Source organism: Burkholderia lata, assembly GCF_902499025.1.
Classification (GTDB): domain Bacteria; phylum Pseudomonadota; class Gammaproteobacteria; order Burkholderiales; family Burkholderiaceae; genus Burkholderia; species Burkholderia lata_C.
Map to the genome: position 1 here is coordinate 22,181 of NZ_CABVPW010000057.1, position 22,568 is coordinate 44,748.

Sequence of the window (22,568 nt, forward strand, 5' to 3'; positions counted from 1 at the left end):
GCCGCACGGTGGCGGCCGCTGTGACGCCGGGCCCGCGTCCGGCGGCACGCGCTCACTTCATCGACGCCGCCTCCGAACCGCCGGGCGACAGCGCCGCGTTGTCCTGCTCGCGCCACGTGCGGCGCGACGCCATGATCGCCTTCACGGCCGAACGCGCGACCTTCCACCACGCGAACGGCCGCGGGTCGGCGAGCATGCTGAGCGCGCGCGCATAGTCGAGCGTCAGCCCGGGCGTCCACGCCATCGTCACCGCGCGCTTGCGGATCTGCGCGGCAACCCACAGCTCGGGCGTGAGCAGCAGCCGCACGAACGCGCCCCACCCGGCCCGCGTGCCCTTCAGCCGCCACACCGCACCGTCGAGCGCGGCTTCGAGCGCGTTCGACACCGTGCTCGAGCAGTTGCGGTATGTGAGGTTGTACGTCACGTTCTGCCGGTACGCCGTCCAGAAGGCATCCAGTTTCGACGGGTCGTAGTTGCGGATCCGCACGCGCACGGTCGACGGACACCACGCCTTCGACTCGGTCGCGTAGTCGGGCTGAAACAGGCCCGGCACGTCGTTCTCGCGCGTCGCGCGCAGGATGCGCGTGAATTCGTCCGGAGAACGATCGATTTCGACGCCCGGATACAGGCTGATATAGACACCCTCGGGCGACTCCAGCGCCGCGTGCCCGGTCGAGATCACGCCGTTGACGTCCACCGCCGCGATATAGCGGTCGATCACCGGATAGCGCTGCGCTTCGGCCTTCGACGTGCCGGTCGGCGTCCACACGTGCACGGTGAGCGCATGCTCGCCGTCGGCCGGCGGGCCGTCCCATTCGGATTGCGCGAAATGCGGCGCGGCGCGCGCATCGTCGAGATCGGGCGCGAGCGCCGGCGCCGGCGACGTCGCGAACGCCGGATTGCGCGTCAGCCGCCGCACGCGCGCGGCAAGGCTCAGCATGTGCATCCCGCCGAACATCAGCAGCAGGCCGAGGCAGTACGGCACGGTGCCCACATAGTGCGTCGGGTAGGGCTGGTAGAAGAAGATCGCCAGCAGGATCTCGACGACACCCCATGCGAATGCGACGTTCCAGCGGCGATAGCGCACCATCCACGCGGCGGTGCACTGCAACAGCCCGTCGACGAGGAACAGCGTGCCGAAGATCATCGACAGCAGGAAATGGCCGTGGTGATGCCCCGCGAACACGAGCCCGGCGGCGACCACGACCACGATCCCCTTCACGTAGCGCAGGATGCGCTGCCCGCCGACGCCGCTGCCGGCCACGGCAAGCGTCGCGAGCCCCTCGATCAGGAACAGCCACGCAAAGATCTGGATCGGAAAATGCAACGCGCCGTCGAGCGCATCGACGAAGATCACGACGCCTGCGACGACCCACACCCAGCCGAGCACGGTCAGCCCGCGCCAGCGGGTACGCAAGTATTCGATGCCCAGCAGCAGCAAGACCAGTCGTACCATCGCGCCCTCTCGTCATTTTTTCGGGAAACGCGCTGGTCACGCGTTTCCTGTCGTTTCGACCGCGCATCGTGCGATGCGCCAGCCGAAAGGCGGTAATTCATACCGGCGCGTCATGCCTCGACATGACCGTTGGCGGCCGGTATCCCCCCGCACTGGCCGAATAATAAGATATGGCGGAGAGGGTTGAAAGCGCGACGAAAACGTTGTCGGTACGGCACCGACAGGGGTCATCGACCGCTGCCGTGGCAGATATCCCGTTCGACAACGCGCGGCGGATACGCGAGAATCCGGCTTCCGAGGGCGAAAGCCACTGAACCGAACCGCACAGACGGGACAACAATGAACGTATCGATCACGCGCCGGCGCCTGCTGGCCGCCGGCGTGGCCGCGAGCGGCCTCGCACTGTCCGGCTGTTTCACGCCGGCGCTCTACGAAAACCACGACGAAACCTACGTCGAGCACGTTTCCGCTTTCATGATCACGAAAGACGGCAAGAAGCTGGTGGTACTGGGCGAACGCTATCACTACATCTTCGATCTGCCGGACAAGCTGCGCCCGGTGCTGACCGCCAGCTACCGCAAATCGCTGCACACGTCGTTCGGCAGCTTCCGCGTCGACGGCAGCGACGTGACCGGCCAGTACCGCACCGTTCTGTCGAAGGATGCGCCGGACGACGAGCGTCAGGCGGCAACCGCCGACGGCTTCAGAACCTCGCGCACCCAGATCGCACTCGACGGCAACGTCGTCGGCAAGCGCTATTCCACCGAGGGCTTCTCGCTGAAACCGGACAGCACCGCGCAATCGTTCAACGAGCGCTATACGGTCGCCATCGACGAAGCACCGTCCGCCTTCGCGAAGGGGCTCCGGATCCTGGCCACGCCAGTCACCGTGGCGGCCGACGGCGTGCTCGTGCTGGGCGGGATCCTGCTGCTGCCGGTCGCCCTTTTTTCCCTCAAGGACCGGCCAATCGCCGGGTTCTAGGCCCATCCTGTCCGTCATGGCACCCGGCCGACGCGTGACAGAGGAGCATCGACATGCGTGACCCGTCGCTTCATCCATCCTCGCTCGGCCCGCAACTCAAGCGCTGGCGCGCGCTGCACCGCGTCAAGCAAAGCCATGCGGCCGAGCTGTTCGGCGTCGCACAATCGACGATCTCCCGCTGGGAAGCCGGCGTCCTGCAGATGTCGCCCGACGAGCGCGCGACCGCCGAGCGGCTGCTCGCCGCGCGCCTCGATTCGGCGGGCGATCGCGCGCTCGCGCGGCTCGTCTCGGGCAGCGCAGGCCGCATGCATCTCGTGTGCGACCTCACGCACCGCCTGCTCGCTTCTTCACCCGCACGCGCGGCCGAATTCTCTCAGCCGCTGTCGATGCTGCTCGGCACGTCGCTGTGGCGCTACGCGAGCCCGGAGATCGTCCGCATGGAAGCCGCGCTCGACACGCTCGGCTGGCATGACCATGCGGGGCCGCCGAGCGTCGAATTCGACACCGGCGCGAATGCGTCGCGCGTCGTGCCGATCCGCGGCAGCGCGTGCCGATGGACGCGGATGACGTTGTCGGACGGATCGGCCGCGCGGCTCGTGGAGACGCTCGAGGATGCGTAATCGCTGGATCGCAACGAAGAACCCCATGCCGGCAACGGCGCGGCAGGCTTCGACGTGTCCCGCACGCAACGCGGAAGATGCCGACGTGAATGGCGGCACGGCCAGGGGACACGCCCCATGCTGAGGCTTGTCGTGCGAGAACTCGTGATCGTCTCGCTCATGCTCTATCTGGGCGCCGCCGTGCTGATCGCGCTTCGCTCGGGCGTGGCCAACGCCGGCGGCAGGCGCGTGGCACGCCGCAGCCGCCCCTACCTGTTCAGCCTGATCGTCCTGGTTCAGATCGGCTTCTTCGCCCTTTTCTGCTGGGCCGGACTTTTCGCGAAGTAGGCGCGCGACCCAGCGCACCCGATCCCGCGCACGCCACGCATATTTCATGCGTGGACGAACCGCGCACCGCCGCATTACGCTTGATGGCTCATCGCAAGGACGCCGACCATGACCCCAGATACCATCCACGCACGGCTCGCTTTCCTGCGCGAGGCCGAACGCCTGAAGGACGTGCTGCGCAGCGGCTACACGTCGGCCGGGCGCGCGGAAAGCACGGCCGAGCACAGCTGGCGGCTGTGCCTGATGGCGCTCGTATTCGCCGACGCGCTGCCCGGCATCGACACGCTGAAACTGCTGAAGCTGTGCATCGTCCACGATCTCGGCGAGGCGCTGCACGGCGACATTCCCGCGATCGAACAAGCCGCGCACCCCGACAAAAGCGCGCACGAACGCGACGACCTGCTGACGTTGACCGCACCGCTCGATCCCGCGCAGCGCGACGAGATCGTCGCGCTTTGGGATGAATACGAGGCGGCCGCTACGCCGGAAGCACGCGCGGCGAAGGCGCTCGACAAGCTGGAGACGATCCTGCAGCACAACCAGGGCAGCAATCCGCCCGATTTCGACTACGCGTTCAATCTCGGCTACGGCCGCCGCTATACCGATGCCGCGCCGCTGTTCAGCGCGATCCGCGACATCGTCGACGCCGACACGCAGCGCCGGATCGACGCGGGCGGGCGGCGCGCGTAAGCTCGTGGGGATCGGGCACGCGGCGCCGCGCAACCCGCTCGCACGAGGCTCGACGCCAGCGTAAAGGCGAACGCATGCCCGACTGGCTCGCGCCCGGCATCGTCAAGCAGCACCGCACGCTCGTGAACCTGCTGATCGGCAGCGGCTTCACGCTCACGCACCTGGACGAATGGGGGCCGACGCAGGCGCAGGTCGATGCGCTGCCCGCGCTCGACGAGGAACGCGATCGGCCGATGATGGCGCTCGTCGCCGCGCAGCGCTAACGCACGTTAACGCAGGCCGCAACACGCGCACGGGCCCTCGCCCGCCGCGCTCACAGATTGCAACAATGACGCCGCCCGGCCCCCGCTCCGATGCGGCGTTCGCACAATTCAGCACAATTTCCACACGACTTGGCGTGATTTCCTCGCTTACCATGAGCGGCTGATTCGACCCGGTACGGCCGCACGATGCGTACGCGGATGCCGTCGCGGGCACCCTTGCCCGACATCCGACGCCGACCGGATCGTCCCGCCCGGCCGCACGCATCGCCGGCACTGCCCGATCCTCGCCGCACGCTCATGACTCAGAAGACCCATCGCCGCCGGCGCATCGTGCTGGCTACCCTTGCCATCGTCGCAATCGCCGCCGGCATCACCCTGAAGGCGTGCGCGCCCGACAAGCATCCGCAATACCTGTCCGCCCCCGTCTCGCGCGGCGATCTCGAGAACGCGGTGCTGGCGACCGGCGCGCTGCAGGCCTTCCGGCAGGTCGACGTCGGCGCGCAGGTGTCGGGGCAGTTGAAGTCGCTGAAGGTCAAGCTCGGCGACAAGGTCTCGAAGGGCCAGTGGCTTGCCGAGATCGATCCCGTGATCTCGGAAAACGCGCTGCGCCAGGCCCGCGCCAGCGAAGAAAGCCTGCGCGCGCAGCAGCAATCGACCGCCGCGCAACTCACGCAGGCGGAACTCGCGTTCAAGCGCCAGCAGGCGATGCTGCCCGACGATGCGACATCGCGCGAATCGTTCGAGGCCGCGCGCGCGACGCTCGACGTACAGCGCGCGACACTCGCGTCGCTTGCCGCGCAGATTCGCTCGGCCCGCATCCAGATCGAGACCGCGCAGGCGAACCTCGGCTACACGCGCATCGTCGCGCCGATCAATGGCGAGGTCGTCGCGGTCGTCACGCAGGAAGGCCAGACCGTGATCGCGCAGCAGCAGGCGCCGGTGATCCTGAAGCTCGCCGATCTCGACACGATGACCGTGAAGGCACAGGTGTCGGAAGCCGACGTGATCCGCGTGAGTGCCGGCCAGACCGCGTATTTCACGATCCTCGGCGAACCGGACAAGCGTCACTACGGCAAGCTGCGCGCGATCGAACCGGCACCGCAGAACTACGCCGAAGCGCAAAGCACGCTCGGCGGCGGTTCGGGCGGCGGCACGAAGCCGAATTCCGCCGTGTTCTACAACGCGCTGTTCGAAGTGCCGAATCCCGAGCATCGGCTGCGTATCTCGATGACCGCGCAAGTCAACATCGTGCTCGGCAACGCACGCAACGCGCTCAGCATTCCGGCCGCCGCGCTCGGCGAAAAACGCAAGGACGGCACCTACGCGGTGCGCGTGCTGCGCGCCGACGGCAGCACGGAAACGCGCAACGTCCGCATCGGCATCAACAACAACGTGCGCGTCGAAGTGCTGGCCGGCCTGAAGGACGGCGAACGCGTCGTGATCGGCGAAGCGGCCGGCGACGACCACGCGCCGCTGGCGGACGTGGTGTGACGATGAACCAGCCCCTGCTGAAACTCGCTGCCGTCACACGGCGCTTTCCGGCCGGCGACAAGGATGTCGTTGTCCTGAACAACGTCAACCTGTCGATCCACGCGGGCGAGATCGTCGCGATCGTCGGTGCGTCGGGCTCCGGGAAGTCGACGCTGATGAACATCCTCGGCTGCCTCGATCATCCGAGCGAAGGCACCTACACGGTCGGCGGCCGCGACACGCACATGCTCGACAGCGACGAGCTCGCGCAACTGCGCCGCGAACACTTCGGCTTCGTGTTCCAGCGCTATCACCTGCTGCCGCATGTCGACGCGGTCGCGAACCTCGAAATGCCGGCGATCTACGCCGGCACGCCGCGTGCGGAACGGCACGCCCGCGCACGCGAACTGCTCGCGCGCCTCGGGCTCGCGGATCGCGCGCACCATCGCCCCGGGCAACTGTCCGGCGGCCAGCAGCAGCGCGTGAGCATCGCGCGCGCGCTGATGAACGGCGGCCAGGTGATCCTCGCCGACGAACCGACCGGCGCGCTCGACACGAAAAGCGGCCAGGACGTGATCCGCATCCTGCACGAGCTGAACGCGCTCGGCCATACGATCGTCATCGTCACGCACGACAAGGCCGTTGCGCGCCATGCGAAGCGCATCATCGAGATCAGCGACGGCGAGATCGTCGCCGACCGGCCGAACCGGCACTATGCGGAAGCCCTCGCGGAAGCGGGCGTCGACGCAGCGGAAGCCGCGGACACAACCGAAGCGGCCGCCGGCGCACTACCCGCCCGCGATCGCCACGACGTGCCGCCGCCCGCGGCCGTCGACACCGATGCGCATGCCGATACCGGCACCCGCACGCGACGCTTCGCGGCCGGCTCCGGCCGCTTCGCCGAAGCCTGCCGGATGGCGTGGATCGCACTCGTGTCGCACCGGCTGCGCACGCTGCTGACGATGCTCGGCATCATCATCGGCATCACGTCGGTCGTATCGATCGTCGCGATCGGCGAAGGCGCGAAGCGCTACATGCTCGACGAGATCGGCAGCATCGGCACGAACACGATCAACATCTATCCGGGCACCGACTGGGGCGACAGCCGCGCCGACGCGATCCAGACGCTCGTGCCTGCCGACGTCGCCGCGCTCGCCGAGCAGCCGTACGTCGACAGCGCGACGCCCGAAACGTCGCGCACGCTGCTGCTGCGCTACCGCAACATCGACGTGAACGCGCTCGTGAGCGGCGTCGGCGACCGCTTCTTCCAGGCACGCGGGATGCGCTTCGCGCTGGGTGTCGCGTTCGACGCGGACGCGGTGCGCCGTCAGGTGCAGGTGGCCGTGATCGACCAGAACACGCGCCGCAAGCTGTTCGGCGCGACGCGCAACCCGATCGGCGAAGTGATCCTGGTCGACAACGTGCCGTGCGTCGTGATCGGCGTGACGGCCGACAAGAAGAGCGCGTTCGGCAGCGTGAAGAGCCTGAACGTGTGGGTGCCGTACACGACCGCGAGCGGGCGCCTCTTCGGGCAGCGCTATCTCGACAGCATCACCGTGCGCGTGCGCGACGGGCAGCCGAGCGCCGCCGCCGAGAAAAGCCTCGAAAAGCTGATGACGCAGCGCCACGGCCGCAAGGACTTCTTCACGTACAACATGGACAGCGTGGTGAAGACCGTCGAGAAGACCGGCCAGTCGCTCACGTTGCTGCTGTCGCTGATCGCCGTGATCTCGCTCGTCGTCGGCGGGATCGGCGTGATGAACATCATGCTGGTGTCGGTCACCGAGCGCACGCGCGAAATCGGCATCCGGATGGCGGTCGGCGCGCGCCAGTCCGACATCCTGCAGCAGTTTCTCGTCGAGGCCGTGCTCGTCTGCCTGCTCGGCGGCACGATCGGCATCGCGCTGTCGTTCGGGCTCGGCGCGCTGTTCTCGATGTTCGTCGCGCAGTGGAAGATGGTGTTCTCGGCCGGCGCGATCGTGACCGCGTTCGTCTGCTCGACGCTCACCGGTGTGATATTCGGCTTCATGCCCGCGCGCAATGCATCGCGGCTCGATCCGATCGATGCGCTCGCGCGCGACTGACGCAAGGCCCGCCATGACGCATTCCTCACCGCTTTACCGCCTGGGCGCATTCGCCTGCGCGGCCGCGCTGCTCGCCGGCTGCGCAGGCGCACGCCACGAACCGCTGCCAGCCGTCGCGATGCCGGCGAACTGGGAGGCACCGGTTGCCGCCAATGCACCGGCCACGACGCGCGACTGGTGGCGCAGCTTCGGCGATCCGCAACTCGACGCGCTGATCGACGACGCGCTGCGCGCCAACAACGACCTCGCGATCGCGGCGATCCGCGTGTACCGCGCGCAACTGCAGGCCGGGCTCGCGGATACGAACCTGACGCCCAACGTATCGCTCGGCGCGAACGGCGCCGTGTCGCTCACGCTCGATACGCACCAGATGAGCCGGACGAGCGGTGTAACCGGTTCGCTCAGCTATGAAATCGACCTGTGGGGCCGGCTGGCCGCGCTGCGCGACGCCGCGCGCTGGGAAGCCGATGCGACGGCCGCCGATCTCGAAGCCGCTCGGCTGTCGCTGATCGGCACGACCGCGTCGCTGTACTGGCAGATCGGCTATCTGAACCGGCAGATCGCGCTCGGCGACGCGAACATCGCGTATGCGGTCCGCACGCTCGCGGTCGTCCGGTCACGGCATACGGCCGGTGCCGTGTCGGGGCTCGATCTCGCACAGGCCGAACAAAGCCTCGCCGCACAACGCGCCGCGCAGACGCAACTGATCCAGCAACGCACCGAGAACCGCCACGCGCTCGCGATCCTGTTCGACCGGCCGCCGCAGCAGCGCGCGGCCGAACCGTCCGCGCTGCCCGTCGCGGCCCCGCCGGAAGTGGTGGCCGGCCTGCCCGCGAGCCTGCTCGGCCGGCGCCCCGACCTGCGTGCAGCGGAATTCCGGCTGCGCGAGTCGCTCGCGCAGGTCGACGCGACGCGCACGAGCTTCTACCCGACCTTCACGCTGACCGGCCAGGCCGGCACGTCGAGCACGAGCCTCGAGCGCGTGCTGATGAATCCGGTCGGCACGCTCGGGCTTGGCCTGGCACTGCCGTTCATCCAGTGGAACACGATGCAGTTGCAGATCAAGGTGTCGAAGTCGCAGTACGAGGAAGCCGTCGTCGGGTTCCGCCAGAAGCTCTACACGGCGCTCGCCGAAGTCGAGAATGCGCTGTCGGCGCGCGTGCAACTCGAGCGCGAAGCCGAACAGCGCGCACTGTCGCTGGCCCAGGCGCAGCGCGCCGAACAGCTGGCCGCTGCGCGCTTCGCGGCCGGCGCGACCGCCGTGCAGCCGTGGCTCGACCAGCAGCAGCGGCTGCGCGACGCGCAAAGCGCCGACGAACTGACGCGCCTGAACCGGCTCAACAACCAGATGACGCTGTACCGCGCGCTCGGCGGCGGGATGTCCTGACCGGCGCGCGCACCGGGCCGGCCGCGCCGGCCGCGTGCGGCGTCATTCGCACACGGGTGCCCCGCGTCGTGCCGGCGCGAACGCCACCGCGCTCGCGGTCGCGAGCACGGCCACACCTGCCGCGCCGTACACCATCACCCAGCCGAACCCGTGCACGAGCGCCGCATGCAGCGCCGCGCCGGTCGGGTCGGCCTGCGCGAGCGCCGGCGCGATCTCGTGCAGCCCGTCCGTGCGGCCGGATGCAATCTCCTGCGCGAGCCGGCGCAGTGCCGCATCGCCGATCGAGCCTGCAACGCCGCCCTTCAGGCTCGCGACGATCCCCGCGACCAGCACGAAACCCATCGCCGCGATGTTCAGCGCGAGCGAGATCATCCGCGCGCTCATGTCGATGCCCGACGCCATCCCGGCCCGCGAACTCGGCACCGCGCCCGTCGTCGTGTTGGTCACGGGCGTGTTCGTGAGCCCGAGCCCGATGCCGGCGATCACGCAGCCGGGCAGCATCGTGATCCAGCTTGCATGGTCGGCCGCGCTGCCGATCCGCATCAGCGCGAACCCGGCCGCGATCGTGAACAGGCCGCCCGGGATCACGACGCCCGGCCCGTAGCGCAACGCGAGCCGTTCGCCGAACGGCGGCGCGACCAGCGTCGGCAACGTGTACGCGAGCAACGCAAGGCCGGCCGTCACGCTGTCGTAGCCGAGCGCGACCTGGAACCAGATCGGCAGGTAGATCATGAACGGCCAGAAGCTGAAGTTCATCCCCATCGAGCCGAAGATCGCGCCGGTGAACGGGCGGATCCGGAACACCGAGAAATCGAACATCGGCCGCGCGCTCGCGCGTTCCGCGACGAAGAAGCCGGCCAGTGCCAGCACGGTCGCGCCGAGCACGCCGAGGCCGGCGGCGCTGGTCAGCCCGAGCTCCGCGCTTTGCGTGATATAGAACGCCAGGCCGAGCACCGCGAGCGACAGCGTGACGATGCCCGCCACGTCGAGCTTGCCCGCGTGCGGATCGCGCGACTCCTGCACCGCGCCGCCGATCAGCACGAGCGCGATGGCCGCGAGCGGCGCATGGACGAGGAACACCCACGGCCAGCTCGCCATGGCGACGATCGCGCCGCCGACGATCGGCCCGAACCCGAGCCCGATGCCGAACACGATCCCCCAGATCCCGAACGCGCGGCCGCGCTCGCGACCCTCTCGGAACTGGTGCGACAGCACCGCAATCTGGCAGATCAGCATCGCGCCGCCGCTCGCGCCCTGCAGCAGCCGGCCCGCGACGAGCACCGGCACGTTCGGCGCGAGCCCGCACAGCAGCGATGTCGCGCCGAACAGCACGGTGCCGATCACGTACACGCGCTTGCGGCCGAACCGGTCGGCAAGCGTGCCGGCCGCCATCAGCACGGTCGTGCACGCGATCGTGTACGCATTCATGATCCACTGCATGCCGTTGAAATCGCCGTGCAGCACGTGTTCGAGCGTCGGCAGGATCACCGGCACGCTCGAGATTTCGAGGCCGAACATCAGCGACGTAAGACAGACGGCCGCGAGCGCGACCGCATTCCTGCGAGAGTCGGATTGCGTCATGCGTATTGCGCCGCGACCCGGCAACGGGCCGCGCGCCTCCAGGTAAGAAGAATTCTCCGCGCGCGGCCGGCGACGCACGCTGGACGGGAATCGGTACTATAGTGAGAATTCCCATCCCCATTGACGCACGCATTTCTCCAGACTGGGGAACCACAGGACTCAATCCTTCCCATGACCGACAGACTCGACGGCGTAACGACCTTCGTCCAGGTAGTGGAATCGGGCAGCTTCGCGCTCGCCGCGGAGCGCCTCGACATGACGCGTTCGGCCGTCGGCAAGGCGATCGCGCGGCTCGAGAAGCGGCTCGGCGCGCGGCTGCTGCAGCGCACGACGCGCAGCCAGAGCCTGACCGACGACGGCCAGGCGTACTACGACCGCTGCGTGCGCGCGCTCGCGGAGCTGGAAGCGGCGGAGGCCGACCTCGACTGCGGCCGTAACGAGCCGCGCGGCAAGCTGCGCCTGAGCGTGCCGCTCGCGTTCGGGCACCACTGCGTGACGCCCATCGTGCTCGACCTCGCACGCATCTATCCGCATTTGCGGATCGACGTGTCGATCACCGACCGTTTCGTCGATCTCGTCGAGGAAGGCATCGACCTCGCGGTGCGGATCGGCACGCTCGCGGACAGCACGAGCCTCGCGGTGCGGCGGCTCGGCACGCAATACGGCAGCCTCGGCGCAGCGCCGTCGTACCTCGCCCGCTACGGGATGCCGAAGACGCTCGACGACCTGAAGGACCACCGGACGATCGCGTATTCACGCTCGGGCGTGGTTCAACCGTGGGATTTGCGCGCGCCGGACGGCTCGACGGTCCGGATCGACATGCCGCACCAGCTCAGCTTCGACGACGTGCAGGCGATCGCGGCGGCCGGCGCATCGGGGTTCGGGATCGCGTGGCTGCCGAGCTGGTTGCTCGACCACCACGTGAAGCGCGGCGAGATGACGGTCGTGCTCGACCGCTGCTTCGTCTGCGAAGGCGACATCCACGCGATCTGGCCGAAGACGCGCTATCTGCCGCGCAAGACGCGCTGCGTAATCGATGCGTTCGCGCAGGCGATTCCGCCGATGATCGAACGATAGGCAGGACTGCGCACGGTGCCGCGGCTCGTGCCGCACGCGAACGTGCGACACGGCCGCCCTGCCCGCGCTATTTCGCGTCGCCGCCGTCGATTGCCAGCATGCGCCGGCGGCGCGCGCGGGCGAGTGCCGCCGGCGCGAAGTGCAGCACGACCAGCCGCGTCAGGTGATGAGACAGGACGAACACGACGTTCAATCCGCCGCCATAGGCGACGATCGTGATCGTCTCGATGGCCCCGGGCGCATACGAGAGCCACAGCGGCAGCACCCCGTAGCCGGACAGCCGCGCCATCCCCCACGCGAACGCACCGGCCACCATCAGCATCAGCGCGATGCATGCAAGGCCGGTTCGACCGTATCGCAACCCGTCCGCCAGCGTGATCTGCCGGAACTGTGCGCCGATCAGCGCGCCCAGGACGACCGACGCCGCATCGACGCACCACGCCGGCACGTCGAAATCGTGCAGCCATCCCGCTCGCACGAACACGCCGGTCAGCACGATGGCCGTGATCATGAACGGCGCCGGCACACCGAGCCCGAGCAACGTCCGCCCGGTCAGCACGCACAGCGCCACCAACCCGGTCAGCGCGAGCCACGTCTCGACCGGCAATGCAGCGACAGCCGCGTGCTGCGGCGCGCCCACCTGCGCCGGAATGAAGCAACTGACCAGGACCGTGATTGACAGGAGCCGCACGAGATGCACGACGATCACCTTGGCCGACGCGCGCTCGGATTCCAGCAGGTCGAATACCGCGGCGAGTGCGCCGGGATAGACGGCCAGCAGTGCATCGGCCCGGTTCCAGCGCGAGACGCGGGACAGCCAAAGACTGCCGACCACGATCTGCGCGGCCAGGCACAGGAGCAGGACGCCCAGGCTCGGCATGATCGAGACGACCATCTGCGTGTCCCACGACCGGAACAGCAAGCCGGTGGCCGTGCCGAGCACGATCTGCACGAACTCGAGGCCGAAGCGCAGCCTGGGCGCGAAACCGAACCGGCTGGTCGCGATCGACGCGGCGAGGATCGCGCCGAGCAGCAGGCCATGCGGGACGCCCGCATACCGCAGCACCAGCCCGACCGCGGTCAGGCAGGCAAGATACGCGAGTGTCTTCATCGGGCAGCGCCCTGGCTGTCGACCTGGCTCAGGCAAATTCGCATGGAAATGCAATTGGAATTAGTTGAAATGAAATGCCAGACTCAAAAAAAGATCGTCCGATTATTCCGGATTCAATCATCCATAACTCATGAATCCAGTCGAGGCGCGATGACACACGGATCAACTCGCGTTGAAACGCCGAGTGCGCTACGAATCCATCAGGAAAGGCAGTAGATGCACGAACGTCGCCAATCAAGCAGCAGTCACAAACCCAGGCAGCCCAGCGCCTCAGCCCGCACCCCCACCGGAACAGCCCCTTTCTCTCACGCCTGCTTCGGACTTTTATCGAATAGCGGCATTTTCATGCGTGCTTTCGATTTAGATGCTTTAAATCATCGAACTACCAATCAAATTTTGTCTTAAGATATTAATGGCTTTACCGATTCCGTGACAAGCAGAAACCCTCCCCCACCCCCTCAAAATCCGGAAATTATTATTGAGATTTTCATCTATTTCAGGCAGTTGTGATTTCACGCGGTGGATGGTAGCGCGCGTTACCGCATGCACGGCACTGGAGGCGCGCCGACTGCACAATAAAAAAGCGGCGCATGCCGAAGCATGCGCCGCCCTGCGGATTGCCGGCCGCGAGCCGGCGTTCAATCCGCGCCCAGCGCCGCCAGCGGATGCGCAAACAGCTTCCACGGCGACGTGAGGAAATGCCGCACGCGTTCGGCGCGCAGCTCGACGAGCGACGCGGGCGCCCAGCGCGGCTTGCGATCCTTGTCGACGAGATGCGCACGCACGCCTTCGCAGAAATCGCCTTCCTCGATCGCGCGCGCGACGATGCCGAGTTCCATCCGGAACGATTCGGCCAGCGTCATCTGGCGGCCGCGCAGCAGTGCCTCACGCGTCACGCACAGCATCGTCGGCGAATGGCCGGTGAGCGCATCGAGCGTCGCCTGCAGCCATTGACGGTGCTCGCGCGACAACTCCTCGCGCGCGAGATCCTGCATCAGCGTCGCGACGATCCGCTCGACGGCCGAGCGCTTGTCGAAGTGACGCACGATCCACGCCATCTGGCTGTCGAGCGCCGCATGCGGCACGACGTTGCACGGCGGCTCGAACACCTTGCGCAGCAGCGGCAATGCATCGCCTTCCCACTTGACGCTTTCGATACGTGTCTCGAACGTGTCGAGCCACGCGGACGGCACACACAGATCCGCGAGCTTCGCGGTCAGCGCGTCGGCACCCGACAGCATCGCGCCGGTCAGCCCGACGTACAGTTCGAGTTCGACCGGCATGCGCGACAGGAAATGCGTCGCGCCGACGTCTGGCACGAGGCCGATGCGCGTCTCCGGCATCGCGATCTTGCTGCGTTCGGTCGCGACGCGCAGCGCCGCGCCTTGCGCGAGACCCATGCCGCCGCCCATCGTCACGCCATCCATCAGCGCGACCACCGGTTTCGGGAACGTATGGATCGCGTAGTCGAGCCGGTATTCGTCGACGAAGAACGGCAGCCAGGTTTCGCGCTGCGCGACCATCCTGTACAGCGCGCGCACGTCGCCGCCCGCGCAGAAGCCCTTCTCGCCGGCGCCGCGCAGCACGACCGCGACGATCTGGTCGTCGTCGCGGCAGCGCTCGAGGAGCGCGGCCAGCTCGACGATCATCGGGTACGACAGCGCATTGAGCGCGGCCGGCCGGTTCAGCGTGATCAGCGCCACGCGGTTCACCACGCGGAACAGCACCTCGGATGCGTGCTCCGCGAACGCGTCGTGATTCGTGACCGGCGTGCTCATCGTTGCGACTCTCCATCGGTATGCCACTGCGGCGCGCGCTTGCCGAGGAACGCAGCCACGCCTTCGCGCGGATCGTTCGTGTCGAACAGGTCGACGAAGCGCTCGCGCTCGACCGCGAGTGCCGCACTGCGCGGCACGCCGCGACGCGCGAGGCCGATCAGCTCCTTGCTGTACGCGACCGCGTGCGGGCTCTGCCGCGCGACGTTGCGTGCCAGAGCCAGCGCCGCATCGCGCGCCGCGCCCGACTCCACGACATCCTCGACGAGGCCGATCCGCAGCGCCGTGGCCGCATCGACACGCGCGCCGGTCAGGATGATCTTCTTCGCCCAGCCTTCACCGACCAGCCAGGGCAGCGTCTGCGTGCCGAGCCCGCAGGGCAGCAGGCCGACCGACGGCTCGGGCAGCGCCATCTGCGCGTGCGTCTCCGCGATGCGAAGGTCACACGCGAGCGCGCATTCGAGCCCGCCGCCCATCGCATAGCCGTTGATCGCCGCGATCGTCACGACGCGCGCGTCGTGCAGCGCTTCGAACGCCGCGCCGAAGCGCGACGCCATCGCGCGTGCAACCGCGCGGTCGCCTTCGGCGAACGTGTTGAGATCGGCACCCGCGCTGAAGAACTTCGGGCCGTCGCCGGTGATCACCAGCGCACGCACGCGCGGGTTCGCATTCAGTTCGGCGACGGTTTCCTGCAATTGCTTCAGCCCGTCGGCGGTAAAGGCGTTCGCGGGCGGACGCTTGAGCGTCGCGCACGCGATCGCGCCGTCGTCGACGTAGTCCAGTTCGATCATCATGCGTCCTTCTTCGTTGCCGGTTGGTACAGGCGGATCACCGCCGAGAAATCGAGCTGGCCGTCGCCGCGGCTGCTCATCGTCTGGTACAGCTGCTGCGCGAGCGCGCCGAGATAGACGGGCTGGCGGGCCTGCTTCGCGGCGTCGTTCGCGAGGCCGAGATCCTTCAGCATCAGGTCGGTGCCGAAGCCGCCCGAGTAGCCGCGCGACGACGGCGCGGTGTCGATCACGCCCGGATACGGGTTGTAGGTGTCCGAACTCCAGCAGCGGCCGGTCGACGTGTTGACGATGCCGGCCAGCACCTTCGGGTCGATGCCGAGCGCGACGCCGAGCGACATCGCCTCCGACACGGCTGCCATCGAGATGCCGAGCACGAGGTTGTTGCAGACCTTCGCGACCTGCCCCATGCCCGTCGCGCCGCAGTGGACGATGTTCTTGCCCATGCCCGCGAGCACGGGCTTCACGCGCTCGAAATCCGCATCGCTGCCGCCGACCATGAAGGTCAGCGTGCCGGCCGCCGCGCCGCCGGTGCCGCCCGACACGGGCGCATCGACGAACGCGCCGCCGTGCTCGCGCACGAGCGCGCCGAACGCCTGCGCGCTCGCCGGGTCGATCGTGCTCGAATCGATCACGGTCGCGCCCGCGCCGAGGCCGGCGAGCACGCCGTTCTCGCCGGACAGCACCGAGCGCACGTGCGGTGCGGCCGGCAGCATCGTGATGACGAACGTCGCGCCCGATGCCGCATCGCGCGGCGATGCGGCCACCTGTGCGCCGGCATCCTGCAGCGCGCGCAATGCATCGGCGCTCAGGTCGAACGCATGTACTTCATGGCCTGCTTTCAGCAGGTTCAGCGCCATCGGCGCACCCATGTGGCCGAGGCCGATAAAACCGATTTTCATGTTCGTGTCCTCCGCCGCTCAATGCAGCCGGATCGTCGTATTCACCGGGCCGGCCGTCGCATCGTCGTCGAACCAGCGCGCGGTGACCGTCTTGGTCTGCGTGTAGAACTGCACGACCTGCTTGCCGTACGGGCCGAGATCGCCGAGCTTCGAGCCGCGCGAACCCGTGAAGCTGAAGAACGGCACCGGCACCGGGATCGGGATGTTGATGCCGACCTGGCCGATGTCGATCTCGCTCTGGAACTTGCGTGCGGCCGCGCCGCTCTGCGTGAACAGGCCCACGCCGTTGCCGAACGGGTTCGCGTTGACGAGCGCGATCGCGTCGTCGAGCGTGTCGGCTTCCATCACGACCAGCACGGGACCGAAGATTTCATGGGTGTAGACCGACATGCCGGCCTTCACGCCGGAGAAGATCGTCGGGCCGACGAAGTTGCCCTGCTCGTAGCCGGCCACCTTCACGTCGCGGCCGTCGAGCTCGAGCTTCGCGCCTTCCTTCACGCCCGCGTCGATCAGCGACAGGATGCGTTCCTTCGCGGCCTTCGACACGACCGGCCCGACGTCCGTGCCGGCTTCCGCGCCCGCATTCACCTTCAGCGCCTTCGCCTTCGCGACGATGTCCGGCAGCCAGTCGCGCGCGTTGCCGACGAGCACCGCGACCGACGTCGCCATGCAGCGCTGGCCGGCCGCGCCGAAGCCCGCGCCGACGAGCGCGTTGATCGACTGCTCGCGGTTCGCGTCGGGCAGCACGACCGCGTGGTTCTTCGCGCCCATCATCGACTGCACGCGCTTGCCGTTCGCGCTGCCGAGGTTGTACACGTGCGTGCCGACCGCCGTCGAGCCGACGAACGAGATCGCCTTCACGAGCGGATGCGTGCAGATCGCATCGACGACTTCCTTGCCGCCGTGCACGACGTTCAGTACCCCTTTCGGTACGCCGGCCTCGACCGCGAGCTCGACGAGTTCCATCGTCGACAGCGGATCCTGCTCGGACGGCTTCAGCACGAACGTGTTGCCGCAGACGATCGCCATCGGGAACATCCACAGCGGAATCATCGCGGGGAAGTTGAACGGCGTGATGCCCGCGCACACGCCGAGCGGCTGGCGCAGCGTGTAGGTATCAACACCGCCCGCGACGTTCTCCGCGAATTCGCCGAGCTGCAGCGACCCGATCGAGCACGCGTGCTCGACCACTTCGAGGCCGCGGAAGATGTCGCCTTCGGCATCGGGAATCGTCTTGCCCTGCTCGGCCGTCAGCGTCTTCGCGATGCGCTGCTGGTTCGAGCGCACGAGATCCTGGAACTTCAGCATGATGCGCATGCGCGCGGCGATCGGCGTGTTCTTCCACGTCGCGTAGGCGGTATGCGCGGCCTGCACGGCGGCGTCGACTTCGGCGACAGTCGCGAACGGCACGCGTGCGAGCACCTGCTGCGTCGCCGGGTTGACGATGTCACGCCACTCGTTCGTGGCGGACTCGACGAAGGCGCCGTCGATCAGCAGTTTGACCGTCGGCACGTCTTTCGAATTCGCGTTCATCGATCCACTCTCCTGGCAGAGGGCCGCGAAGCGCGATAGCGCCGCGCGGCCGGTTCAGTTCGGCTGCGGGCGGCGGCCGCGGAATGCGGCACACGGCCCGCGGTCACGTCACTTCAATTCAGCGGCGAAATCTTCTTCCCAGTATTCGCCGGGCATCCGTTCACTTGCGTCATCACCGCGCTCGATCTCGCGGCGGCGCAACTCGACGCGGCGGATCTTCCCCGAGATCGTCTTCGGCAGCTCCGCGAACTGCAGGCGGCGGATCCGCTTGTACGGCGCGAGCTTCTCGCGCGAGAAACGGAAGATGTCCAGCGCGAGTTCGGGGCTTTCCTCGTAGCCCTGCCGCAGCGTGATGAAGGTCTTCGGCACCGACAGCCGCACGGGGTCGGGGCTCGGCACGACGGCCGCCTCGGCGATCGCCGGATGCTCGATCAGCACGCTCTCGAGTTCGAACGGGCTCAGCCGGTAGTCGGACGACTTGAACACGTCGTCCGCGCGACCGATATACACGTAGTAACCGTCGTCGCCGCGCATCGCGATGTCCGACGTGCGGTAGTGGCCGTCGCGCATCGCGTAGGCCGTCGCGTCGGGGTTGTTCGCATAGCCTTTCATCAGCCCCACCGGGCGCGTGACGTCGGCGCCGATCGGCAGCGCGACCTCGCCTTCGGTCACGGGCATGCCGTCCGGGTCGAGCAGCGTGATGCGGTAGCCGGGGAGCGGCCGGCCCATCGAGCCCGCGACGACCGGCTGGCCCGGCGAATTGCCGATCAGGCAGGTCGTCTCGGTCTGGCCGTAGCCGTCGCGGATCGCGATGCCCCACGCCTTCTTCACGCGCTCGATGATCTCGGGATTCAGCGGCTCGCCCGCGCCGACGATCTCGCGCAGCTTCACGTCGAACGACGCGAGCGGCTGCTGCACGAGCATGCGCCACACGGTCGGCGGCGCGCATAGCGTCGTCACCTGGTATTTGACGAGCGCATCGAGCACGACCTTCGGCTCGAAACGCGCGTAGTTGAATGCGAACACGCACGCCTGCGCATTCCACGGCGCGAAGAAGCAGCTCCACGCGTGCTTCGCCCAGCCCGGCGAGCTGATGTTCCAGTGGATGTCGCCCGGTTGCAGGCCGACCCAGTACATCGTCGACAGATGGCCGACCGGATAGGTGCGGTGCGTATGCTCGACGAGCTTCGGCTTCGACGTCGTGCCCGACGTGAAGTACAGCAGCATCGGATCGTTCGCGTGCGTGACGGCGTCCGGCTCGAAATCCGCGCTCGCCGCGTAGCCGTCGTTCATCGCGAGCCAGCCCGCGCGCGGCGCGCCGGCGACGATCTTCTGCGCGAGGCCGAGGTCGGGCTGTTCGAATTTGGCGGTTTCGTTCTCGTCGACGATCGCGTATTTCGCGCCGCCGATCTGCACGCGGTCGCGCACGTCGTCGGGTGACAGTTGCGTGGTGGCAGGCAGCACGATCGCGCCAAGCTTCATCGCGGCGAGCATCGCGTCCCACAGCTCGACGCGGTTCGGCAGCATCAGCAGGATCCGGTCGCCGCGCACGACGCCGATCGAGCGCAGCCAGTTCGCGATCCGCGACGAACGCTCGGACATCTGCGCGAACGAATACGGATCGCCCGTGCCGGTCGCCGCGTCGACGATCCACAGCGCGGGCTGGTCGTTGCCGCGCGCCATCGGGTCGAAGTAGTCGAGCGCCCAGTTGAACGCATCGAGCACCGGCCACTCGAACTCGCGGTACGCGGTGTCGTAGTCGGTGCGGTGGCGCAGCAGAAAGTCGCGTGCGTCCAGGAATGCCTGTACCGTCATCGTGTCTTCTCCAGTCTCCATGCCTCGCGGTCAACCGGCGCATGCGCTGCAGCCCATGCCCGGTTCCCTGTTGCGCGGCGCACGGTCACGTCGTTGCGTGCCGCGTTCACCGCGCTGCCCTCGTGCGCTGCGTAATGCTTCAAACGGGGCGACCGTCGCGGCTCAAAGCTGCCGCGCGATCACCATCCGCTGCACTTCGCTGGTGCCTTCGTAAATCTGCGTGATGCGCGCGTCGCGATAGTGACGCTCGACTTCGTAGTCGACCAGGTAACCGTAGCCGCCGTGGATCTGGATCGCATCCGAGCACACGCGCTCGGCCATCTCGGATGCGAACAGCTTCGCCTGCGACGCTTCCGACAGGCACGGCAACCCGGCAGTGCGCAGCTTCGCCGCGTGATGCACGAGCAGGCGCGCGGCGTTGATCTGCACGGCCATGTCGGCGAGCTTCTGCTGGATCGCCTGGTGCTCGGCGATCGGCTTGCCGAACTGCACGCGCTCGCCTGCATAGCGGCGCGCCTTGTCGAACGCGGCGCGCGCGATGCCGAGCGCCTGCGCGGCGATGCCGATGCGGCCGCCTTCGAGGTTCGACAGCGCGATCTTCAGCCCTTCGCCGCGATTACCCAGCAGGTTCTCTTCCGGAATCGCGCAGTTCTCGAACGTGATCGGGCACGTATCCGACGCGCGGATGCCCATCTTCTTCTCGGGTTTGCCGACGATGAAGCCCGGCGTGTCGGTCGGGACCAGGAACGCGGAAATGCCGCGCTTGCCGGCTTCCGGGTCGGTCATGGCAAAAACGATCGCGACACCGGCACGCTGGCCGTTGGTCACGAACTGCTTCGCGCCGTTCAGCACCCATTTGCCGTCGCGCAGCTCCGCACGCGTGCGCAGGTTGTTCGCCTCGGAGCCGGCATGCGGCTCGGTCAGGCAGAACGCGCCGATCACGCGGCCGGACGCCATGTCGGCCAGCCAGCGATCCTTCTGCGCCGGCGTGCCGAAGCCGAGGATCGGCCCGCAGCCGACCGAGTTGTGCACGCTCATCATCGTCGCGCACGCGGCGTCGCCGGCGGCGACCTCCTCCATCGCCAGCGCGTAGGCCACGTAGTCCGTATACGAGCCGCCCAGTTCCTGCGGCACGATCATCCCGAGCAGGCCGAGTTCGCCGAGCTGCGCGACGATCGCGTCGGGCAGGTGCGCATCGTGGTCCCACTGCGCCGCGTTCGGCGCCAGCATGTCGGTGGCAAACGCGCGCGCGGCGTCGCGGATCATCCGCTGGTCTTCGGTGTAAAGCTCGTCCATGGTGCTGCTGTCTCCCGCGGCCGCCAGGCGCGACCGTCCTTGCGTTTCGATGCAACAAGTGTAGGCAAGCAGGCGCGACTGTTCGATGCTCGCGTCGCTCATTTACACTGAGCGTTTTTGCCACACCGGCGACACCGATGAAGCAGGAAGACAAGGGAACCGTCGCGATCAGCCTCGTCGCTTACAGCGTCGCACTCGCCACCCGGCGCGGCGTCGCCGCCGAGCCGCTGCTGGAGCAGGCCGGCATTGCGCCCACGCTGCTCGGCCAGCCGCGCGCCCGCGTGTCCGCGCAGCAATACGGCGCACTGTGGAACGCGATCGCGCGCACGCTCGACGACGAGTTTTTCGGGCAGGATCGCCACCCGATGCGCAGCGGCAGCTTCATCGCGATGAGCCAGGCGGCGCTGTCCGCGCGCGACGGCCTGCACGCGATGGCGCGCGCGGTGAACTTCATGCACTGCGTGCTCGACGACCTTCATGCGGAGCTCGACGCGAACCCGCAGCGCGTGCGGCTGCGCTTCGTGCACCGCAACAACGGCGCGACGCCCGCGATGTTCACGTACGCGACCTATTTCATCATCGTGTACGGGCTCACCTGCTGGCTGATCGGGCGGCGCATCCCGCTGCTGCATGCGAGCTTCCGCTGCGACACGCCGCCCGCCGACCACGAATACCCGTCGATGTTCTGTGACGACATGCGGTTCAACCAGCCCGATTCGTATGTCGATTTCGATCCCGAATTCGCGACGCTGCCGGTCGTGCAGAACGCGAAGACGCTGAAGACGTTCCTGCGCAACGCGCCGGCGAGCTTCATCGTCAAGTACCGCAACCCGAACGCGCTCGCGCAGCGGGTGCGCGCGGTGCTGCGCGGGATGCCGCCCGCCGCGTGGCCGGGCGCGGGCGGAATGGCCGCGCGGCTGCACGTGGCCGAGGCGACGCTGCGCCGCAAGCTGCACCAGGAAGGCCACGCGTACCAGTCGATCAAGGACACGCTGCGGCGCGATCTCGCGTTCGAGGCGCTGGCGGACCCCGCGCGCACGATCGCCGACGTCGCGGCTGCCACCGGGTTCGCGGAACCGAGCGCGTTCTACCGCGCGTTCCGCAAATGGAGCGGGCGCAGCCCGGCCGACTATCGCGACGAAGTGCTCGCGCGGGGCGGCGGCGCGAGCTGAAGCGGGCCGGCACGGCCGTCGCTTCGCGCTTTGCGCGGAAACCGCCTAATCTTTAAGCATCGGGCTTACGCCCATTCCGCAAGCCGGACGGCACGCGGCCGCGCGCCGCCCGGACGTCGCGATGCACTTTCACCGTCACGGGCCGTCGCCGGCGCCTGCCACGCCAGGCGGCCACCCTCGTCACCCGCTGTCCGCGCGGGTCGCGCGCGCCGCGCTGTTCGCGGCGCTGCTCGTCGTGTG

At 68.0% G+C, this 22,568-nt stretch carries 18 protein-coding genes and 1 pseudogene; 10 read left to right on the forward strand and 9 right to left on the reverse strand.

Annotated elements, in window-relative coordinates:
• Positions 1-52 precede the first annotated feature (52 nt).
• On the reverse strand, positions 53-1,456 hold the full coding sequence (locus tag BDI24065_RS37205) for an HdeD family acid-resistance protein (RefSeq protein ID WP_175035372.1): 1,404 nt from the start codon (positions 1,454-1,456) through the stop codon (positions 53-55).
• Positions 1,457-1,795: 339 nt separating this feature from the next.
• On the opposite strand from BDI24065_RS37205, the gene BDI24065_RS37210 reads away from it, so the two are divergent.
• The 8 genes and pseudogenes from BDI24065_RS37210 (at position 1,796) to BDI24065_RS37245 (ending at position 9,278) form a co-directional block, all read left to right on the forward strand.
• On the forward strand, positions 1,796-2,437 hold the full coding sequence (locus tag BDI24065_RS37210) for a hypothetical protein (protein ID WP_175035373.1): 642 nt from the start codon (positions 1,796-1,798) through the stop codon (positions 2,435-2,437).
• Between the two features lie 53 nt (positions 2,438-2,490).
• A complete protein-coding gene (locus BDI24065_RS37215) occupies positions 2,491-3,057 on the forward strand; it encodes a helix-turn-helix domain-containing protein (RefSeq protein ID WP_175035374.1) in 567 nt (188 codons plus the stop codon).
• A gap of 117 nt (positions 3,058-3,174) precedes the next feature.
• Positions 3,175-3,384 carry a hypothetical protein gene (locus BDI24065_RS37220; protein WP_175035375.1) on the forward strand — a complete coding sequence of 70 codons (210 nt, stop codon included), beginning with the start codon at positions 3,175-3,177 and terminating at the stop codon, positions 3,382-3,384.
• Positions 3,385-3,492: 108 nt separating this feature from the next.
• Positions 3,493-4,074, forward strand: a complete 582-nt coding sequence (locus BDI24065_RS37225) for an HD domain-containing protein (protein WP_175035376.1) — start codon at positions 3,493-3,495, stop codon at positions 4,072-4,074.
• Between the two features lie 56 nt (positions 4,075-4,130).
• Positions 4,131-4,337: pseudogene (locus BDI24065_RS37230) on the forward strand (SAM-dependent methyltransferase); the annotation flags it as partial.
• A 297-nt stretch (positions 4,338-4,634) separates the two neighbouring features.
• A complete protein-coding gene (locus BDI24065_RS37235; RefSeq protein WP_175035377.1) occupies positions 4,635-5,828 on the forward strand; it encodes an efflux RND transporter periplasmic adaptor subunit in 1,194 nt (397 codons plus the stop codon).
• Between the two features lie 2 nt (positions 5,829-5,830).
• Positions 5,831-7,891 (forward strand): MacB family efflux pump subunit, encoded by a 2,061-nt coding sequence (locus BDI24065_RS37240; RefSeq protein WP_175035378.1) that lies wholly within the window; start codon positions 5,831-5,833, stop codon positions 7,889-7,891.
• Positions 7,892-7,904: 13 nt separating this feature from the next.
• The gene (locus BDI24065_RS37245) at positions 7,905-9,278 is read left to right on the forward strand and encodes an efflux transporter outer membrane subunit (protein WP_175035379.1); all 1,374 of its coding nucleotides are present in this window, start codon (positions 7,905-7,907) and stop codon (positions 9,276-9,278) included.
• A gap of 42 nt (positions 9,279-9,320) precedes the next feature.
• Here BDI24065_RS37245 and BDI24065_RS37250 read toward each other — a convergent pair whose 3' ends face one another.
• A complete protein-coding gene (locus BDI24065_RS37250; RefSeq protein WP_175035380.1) occupies positions 9,321-10,859 on the reverse strand; it encodes an MFS transporter in 1,539 nt (512 codons plus the stop codon).
• 171 nt (positions 10,860-11,030) lie between these two features.
• Between BDI24065_RS37250 and BDI24065_RS37255 the strand changes: the two genes are divergently transcribed.
• Complete coding sequence (locus tag BDI24065_RS37255; protein ID WP_175035381.1) at positions 11,031-11,936, forward strand: LysR family transcriptional regulator; 906 nt, start codon at positions 11,031-11,033, stop codon at positions 11,934-11,936.
• A gap of 67 nt (positions 11,937-12,003) precedes the next feature.
• Here the strand turns inward: BDI24065_RS37255 and BDI24065_RS37260 are convergent, their stop codons facing one another.
• From BDI24065_RS37260 to BDI24065_RS37290, 7 genes are all read right to left on the reverse strand, one after another.
• The gene (locus tag BDI24065_RS37260; protein ID WP_175035382.1) at positions 12,004-13,047 is read right to left on the reverse strand and encodes an AbrB family transcriptional regulator; all 1,044 of its coding nucleotides are present in this window, start codon (positions 13,045-13,047) and stop codon (positions 12,004-12,006) included.
• 638 nt (positions 13,048-13,685) lie between these two features.
• Entirely contained in the window at positions 13,686-14,825 is a 1,140-nt protein-coding gene (locus tag BDI24065_RS37265) for an enoyl-CoA hydratase/isomerase family protein (RefSeq protein ID WP_175035383.1), read from the reverse strand.
• A complete protein-coding gene (locus tag BDI24065_RS37270; protein WP_175035391.1) occupies positions 14,822-15,613 on the reverse strand; it encodes an enoyl-CoA hydratase in 792 nt (263 codons plus the stop codon). Before BDI24065_RS37270 ends, BDI24065_RS37265 begins: the two co-directional genes overlap by 4 nt.
• Positions 15,613-16,512 (reverse strand): 3-hydroxyisobutyrate dehydrogenase, encoded by a 900-nt coding sequence (gene mmsB / locus BDI24065_RS37275; RefSeq protein ID WP_011354325.1) that lies wholly within the window; start codon positions 16,510-16,512, stop codon positions 15,613-15,615. Before mmsB ends, BDI24065_RS37270 begins: the two co-directional genes overlap by 1 nt.
• An 18-nt stretch (positions 16,513-16,530) precedes the next feature.
• Positions 16,531-18,045, reverse strand: coding sequence for a CoA-acylating methylmalonate-semialdehyde dehydrogenase (locus BDI24065_RS37280; protein WP_175035384.1), 1,515 nt, complete (start codon positions 18,043-18,045; stop codon positions 16,531-16,533).
• Between the two features lie 108 nt (positions 18,046-18,153).
• Complete coding sequence (locus BDI24065_RS37285) at positions 18,154-19,860, reverse strand: AMP-binding protein (protein WP_175035385.1); 1,707 nt, start codon at positions 19,858-19,860, stop codon at positions 18,154-18,156.
• A 162-nt stretch (positions 19,861-20,022) separates the two neighbouring features.
• Entirely contained in the window at positions 20,023-21,156 is a 1,134-nt protein-coding gene (locus BDI24065_RS37290; RefSeq protein ID WP_174917558.1) for an acyl-CoA dehydrogenase family protein, read from the reverse strand.
• Positions 21,157-21,293: 137 nt separating this feature from the next.
• Here BDI24065_RS37290 and BDI24065_RS37295 point away from each other — a divergent pair, with 137 nt between their 5' ends.
• Positions 21,294-22,328, forward strand: coding sequence for an AraC family transcriptional regulator (locus tag BDI24065_RS37295; RefSeq protein WP_175035386.1), 1,035 nt, complete (start codon positions 21,294-21,296; stop codon positions 22,326-22,328).
• Positions 22,329-22,568: the final 240 nt, after the last annotated feature.

Bases quoted from the DNA above. Each gene is read 5' to 3' on its own strand.
- BDI24065_RS37205 (WP_175035372.1), bottom strand. From the start codon at position 1,456: ATGGTACGACTGGTCTTGCTGCTGCTGGGCATCGAATACTTGCGTACC.
- BDI24065_RS37295 (WP_175035386.1), top strand. From the start codon at position 21,294: ATGAAGCAGGAAGACAAGGGAACCGTCGCGATCAGCCTCGTCGCTTAC.
- BDI24065_RS37210 (WP_175035373.1), top strand. From the start codon at position 1,796: ATGAACGTATCGATCACGCGCCGGCGCCTGCTGGCCGCCGGCGTGGCC.
- BDI24065_RS37245 (WP_175035379.1), top strand. From the start codon at position 7,905: ATGACGCATTCCTCACCGCTTTACCGCCTGGGCGCATTCGCCTGCGCG.
- BDI24065_RS37285 (WP_175035385.1), bottom strand. From the start codon at position 19,860: ATGACGGTACAGGCATTCCTGGACGCACGCGACTTTCTGCTGCGCCAC.
- BDI24065_RS37290 (WP_174917558.1), bottom strand. From the start codon at position 21,156: ATGGACGAGCTTTACACCGAAGACCAGCGGATGATCCGCGACGCCGCG.
- BDI24065_RS37260 (WP_175035382.1), bottom strand. From the start codon at position 13,047: ATGAAGACACTCGCGTATCTTGCCTGCCTGACCGCGGTCGGGCTGGTG.
- BDI24065_RS37280 (WP_175035384.1), bottom strand. From the start codon at position 18,045: ATGAACGCGAATTCGAAAGACGTGCCGACGGTCAAACTGCTGATCGAC.
- mmsB (WP_011354325.1), bottom strand. From the start codon at position 16,512: ATGAAAATCGGTTTTATCGGCCTCGGCCACATGGGTGCGCCGATGGCG.
- BDI24065_RS37235 (WP_175035377.1), top strand. From the start codon at position 4,635: ATGACTCAGAAGACCCATCGCCGCCGGCGCATCGTGCTGGCTACCCTT.
- BDI24065_RS37215 (WP_175035374.1), top strand. From the start codon at position 2,491: ATGCGTGACCCGTCGCTTCATCCATCCTCGCTCGGCCCGCAACTCAAG.
- BDI24065_RS37270 (WP_175035391.1), bottom strand. From the start codon at position 15,613: ATGATCGAACTGGACTACGTCGACGACGGCGCGATCGCGTGCGCGACG.
- BDI24065_RS37265 (WP_175035383.1), bottom strand. From the start codon at position 14,825: ATGAGCACGCCGGTCACGAATCACGACGCGTTCGCGGAGCACGCATCC.
- BDI24065_RS37255 (WP_175035381.1), top strand. From the start codon at position 11,031: ATGACCGACAGACTCGACGGCGTAACGACCTTCGTCCAGGTAGTGGAA.
- BDI24065_RS37250 (WP_175035380.1), bottom strand. From the start codon at position 10,859: ATGACGCAATCCGACTCTCGCAGGAATGCGGTCGCGCTCGCGGCCGTC.
- BDI24065_RS37225 (WP_175035376.1), top strand. From the start codon at position 3,493: ATGACCCCAGATACCATCCACGCACGGCTCGCTTTCCTGCGCGAGGCC.
- BDI24065_RS37220 (WP_175035375.1), top strand. From the start codon at position 3,175: ATGCTGAGGCTTGTCGTGCGAGAACTCGTGATCGTCTCGCTCATGCTC.
- BDI24065_RS37240 (WP_175035378.1), top strand. From the start codon at position 5,831: ATGAACCAGCCCCTGCTGAAACTCGCTGCCGTCACACGGCGCTTTCCG.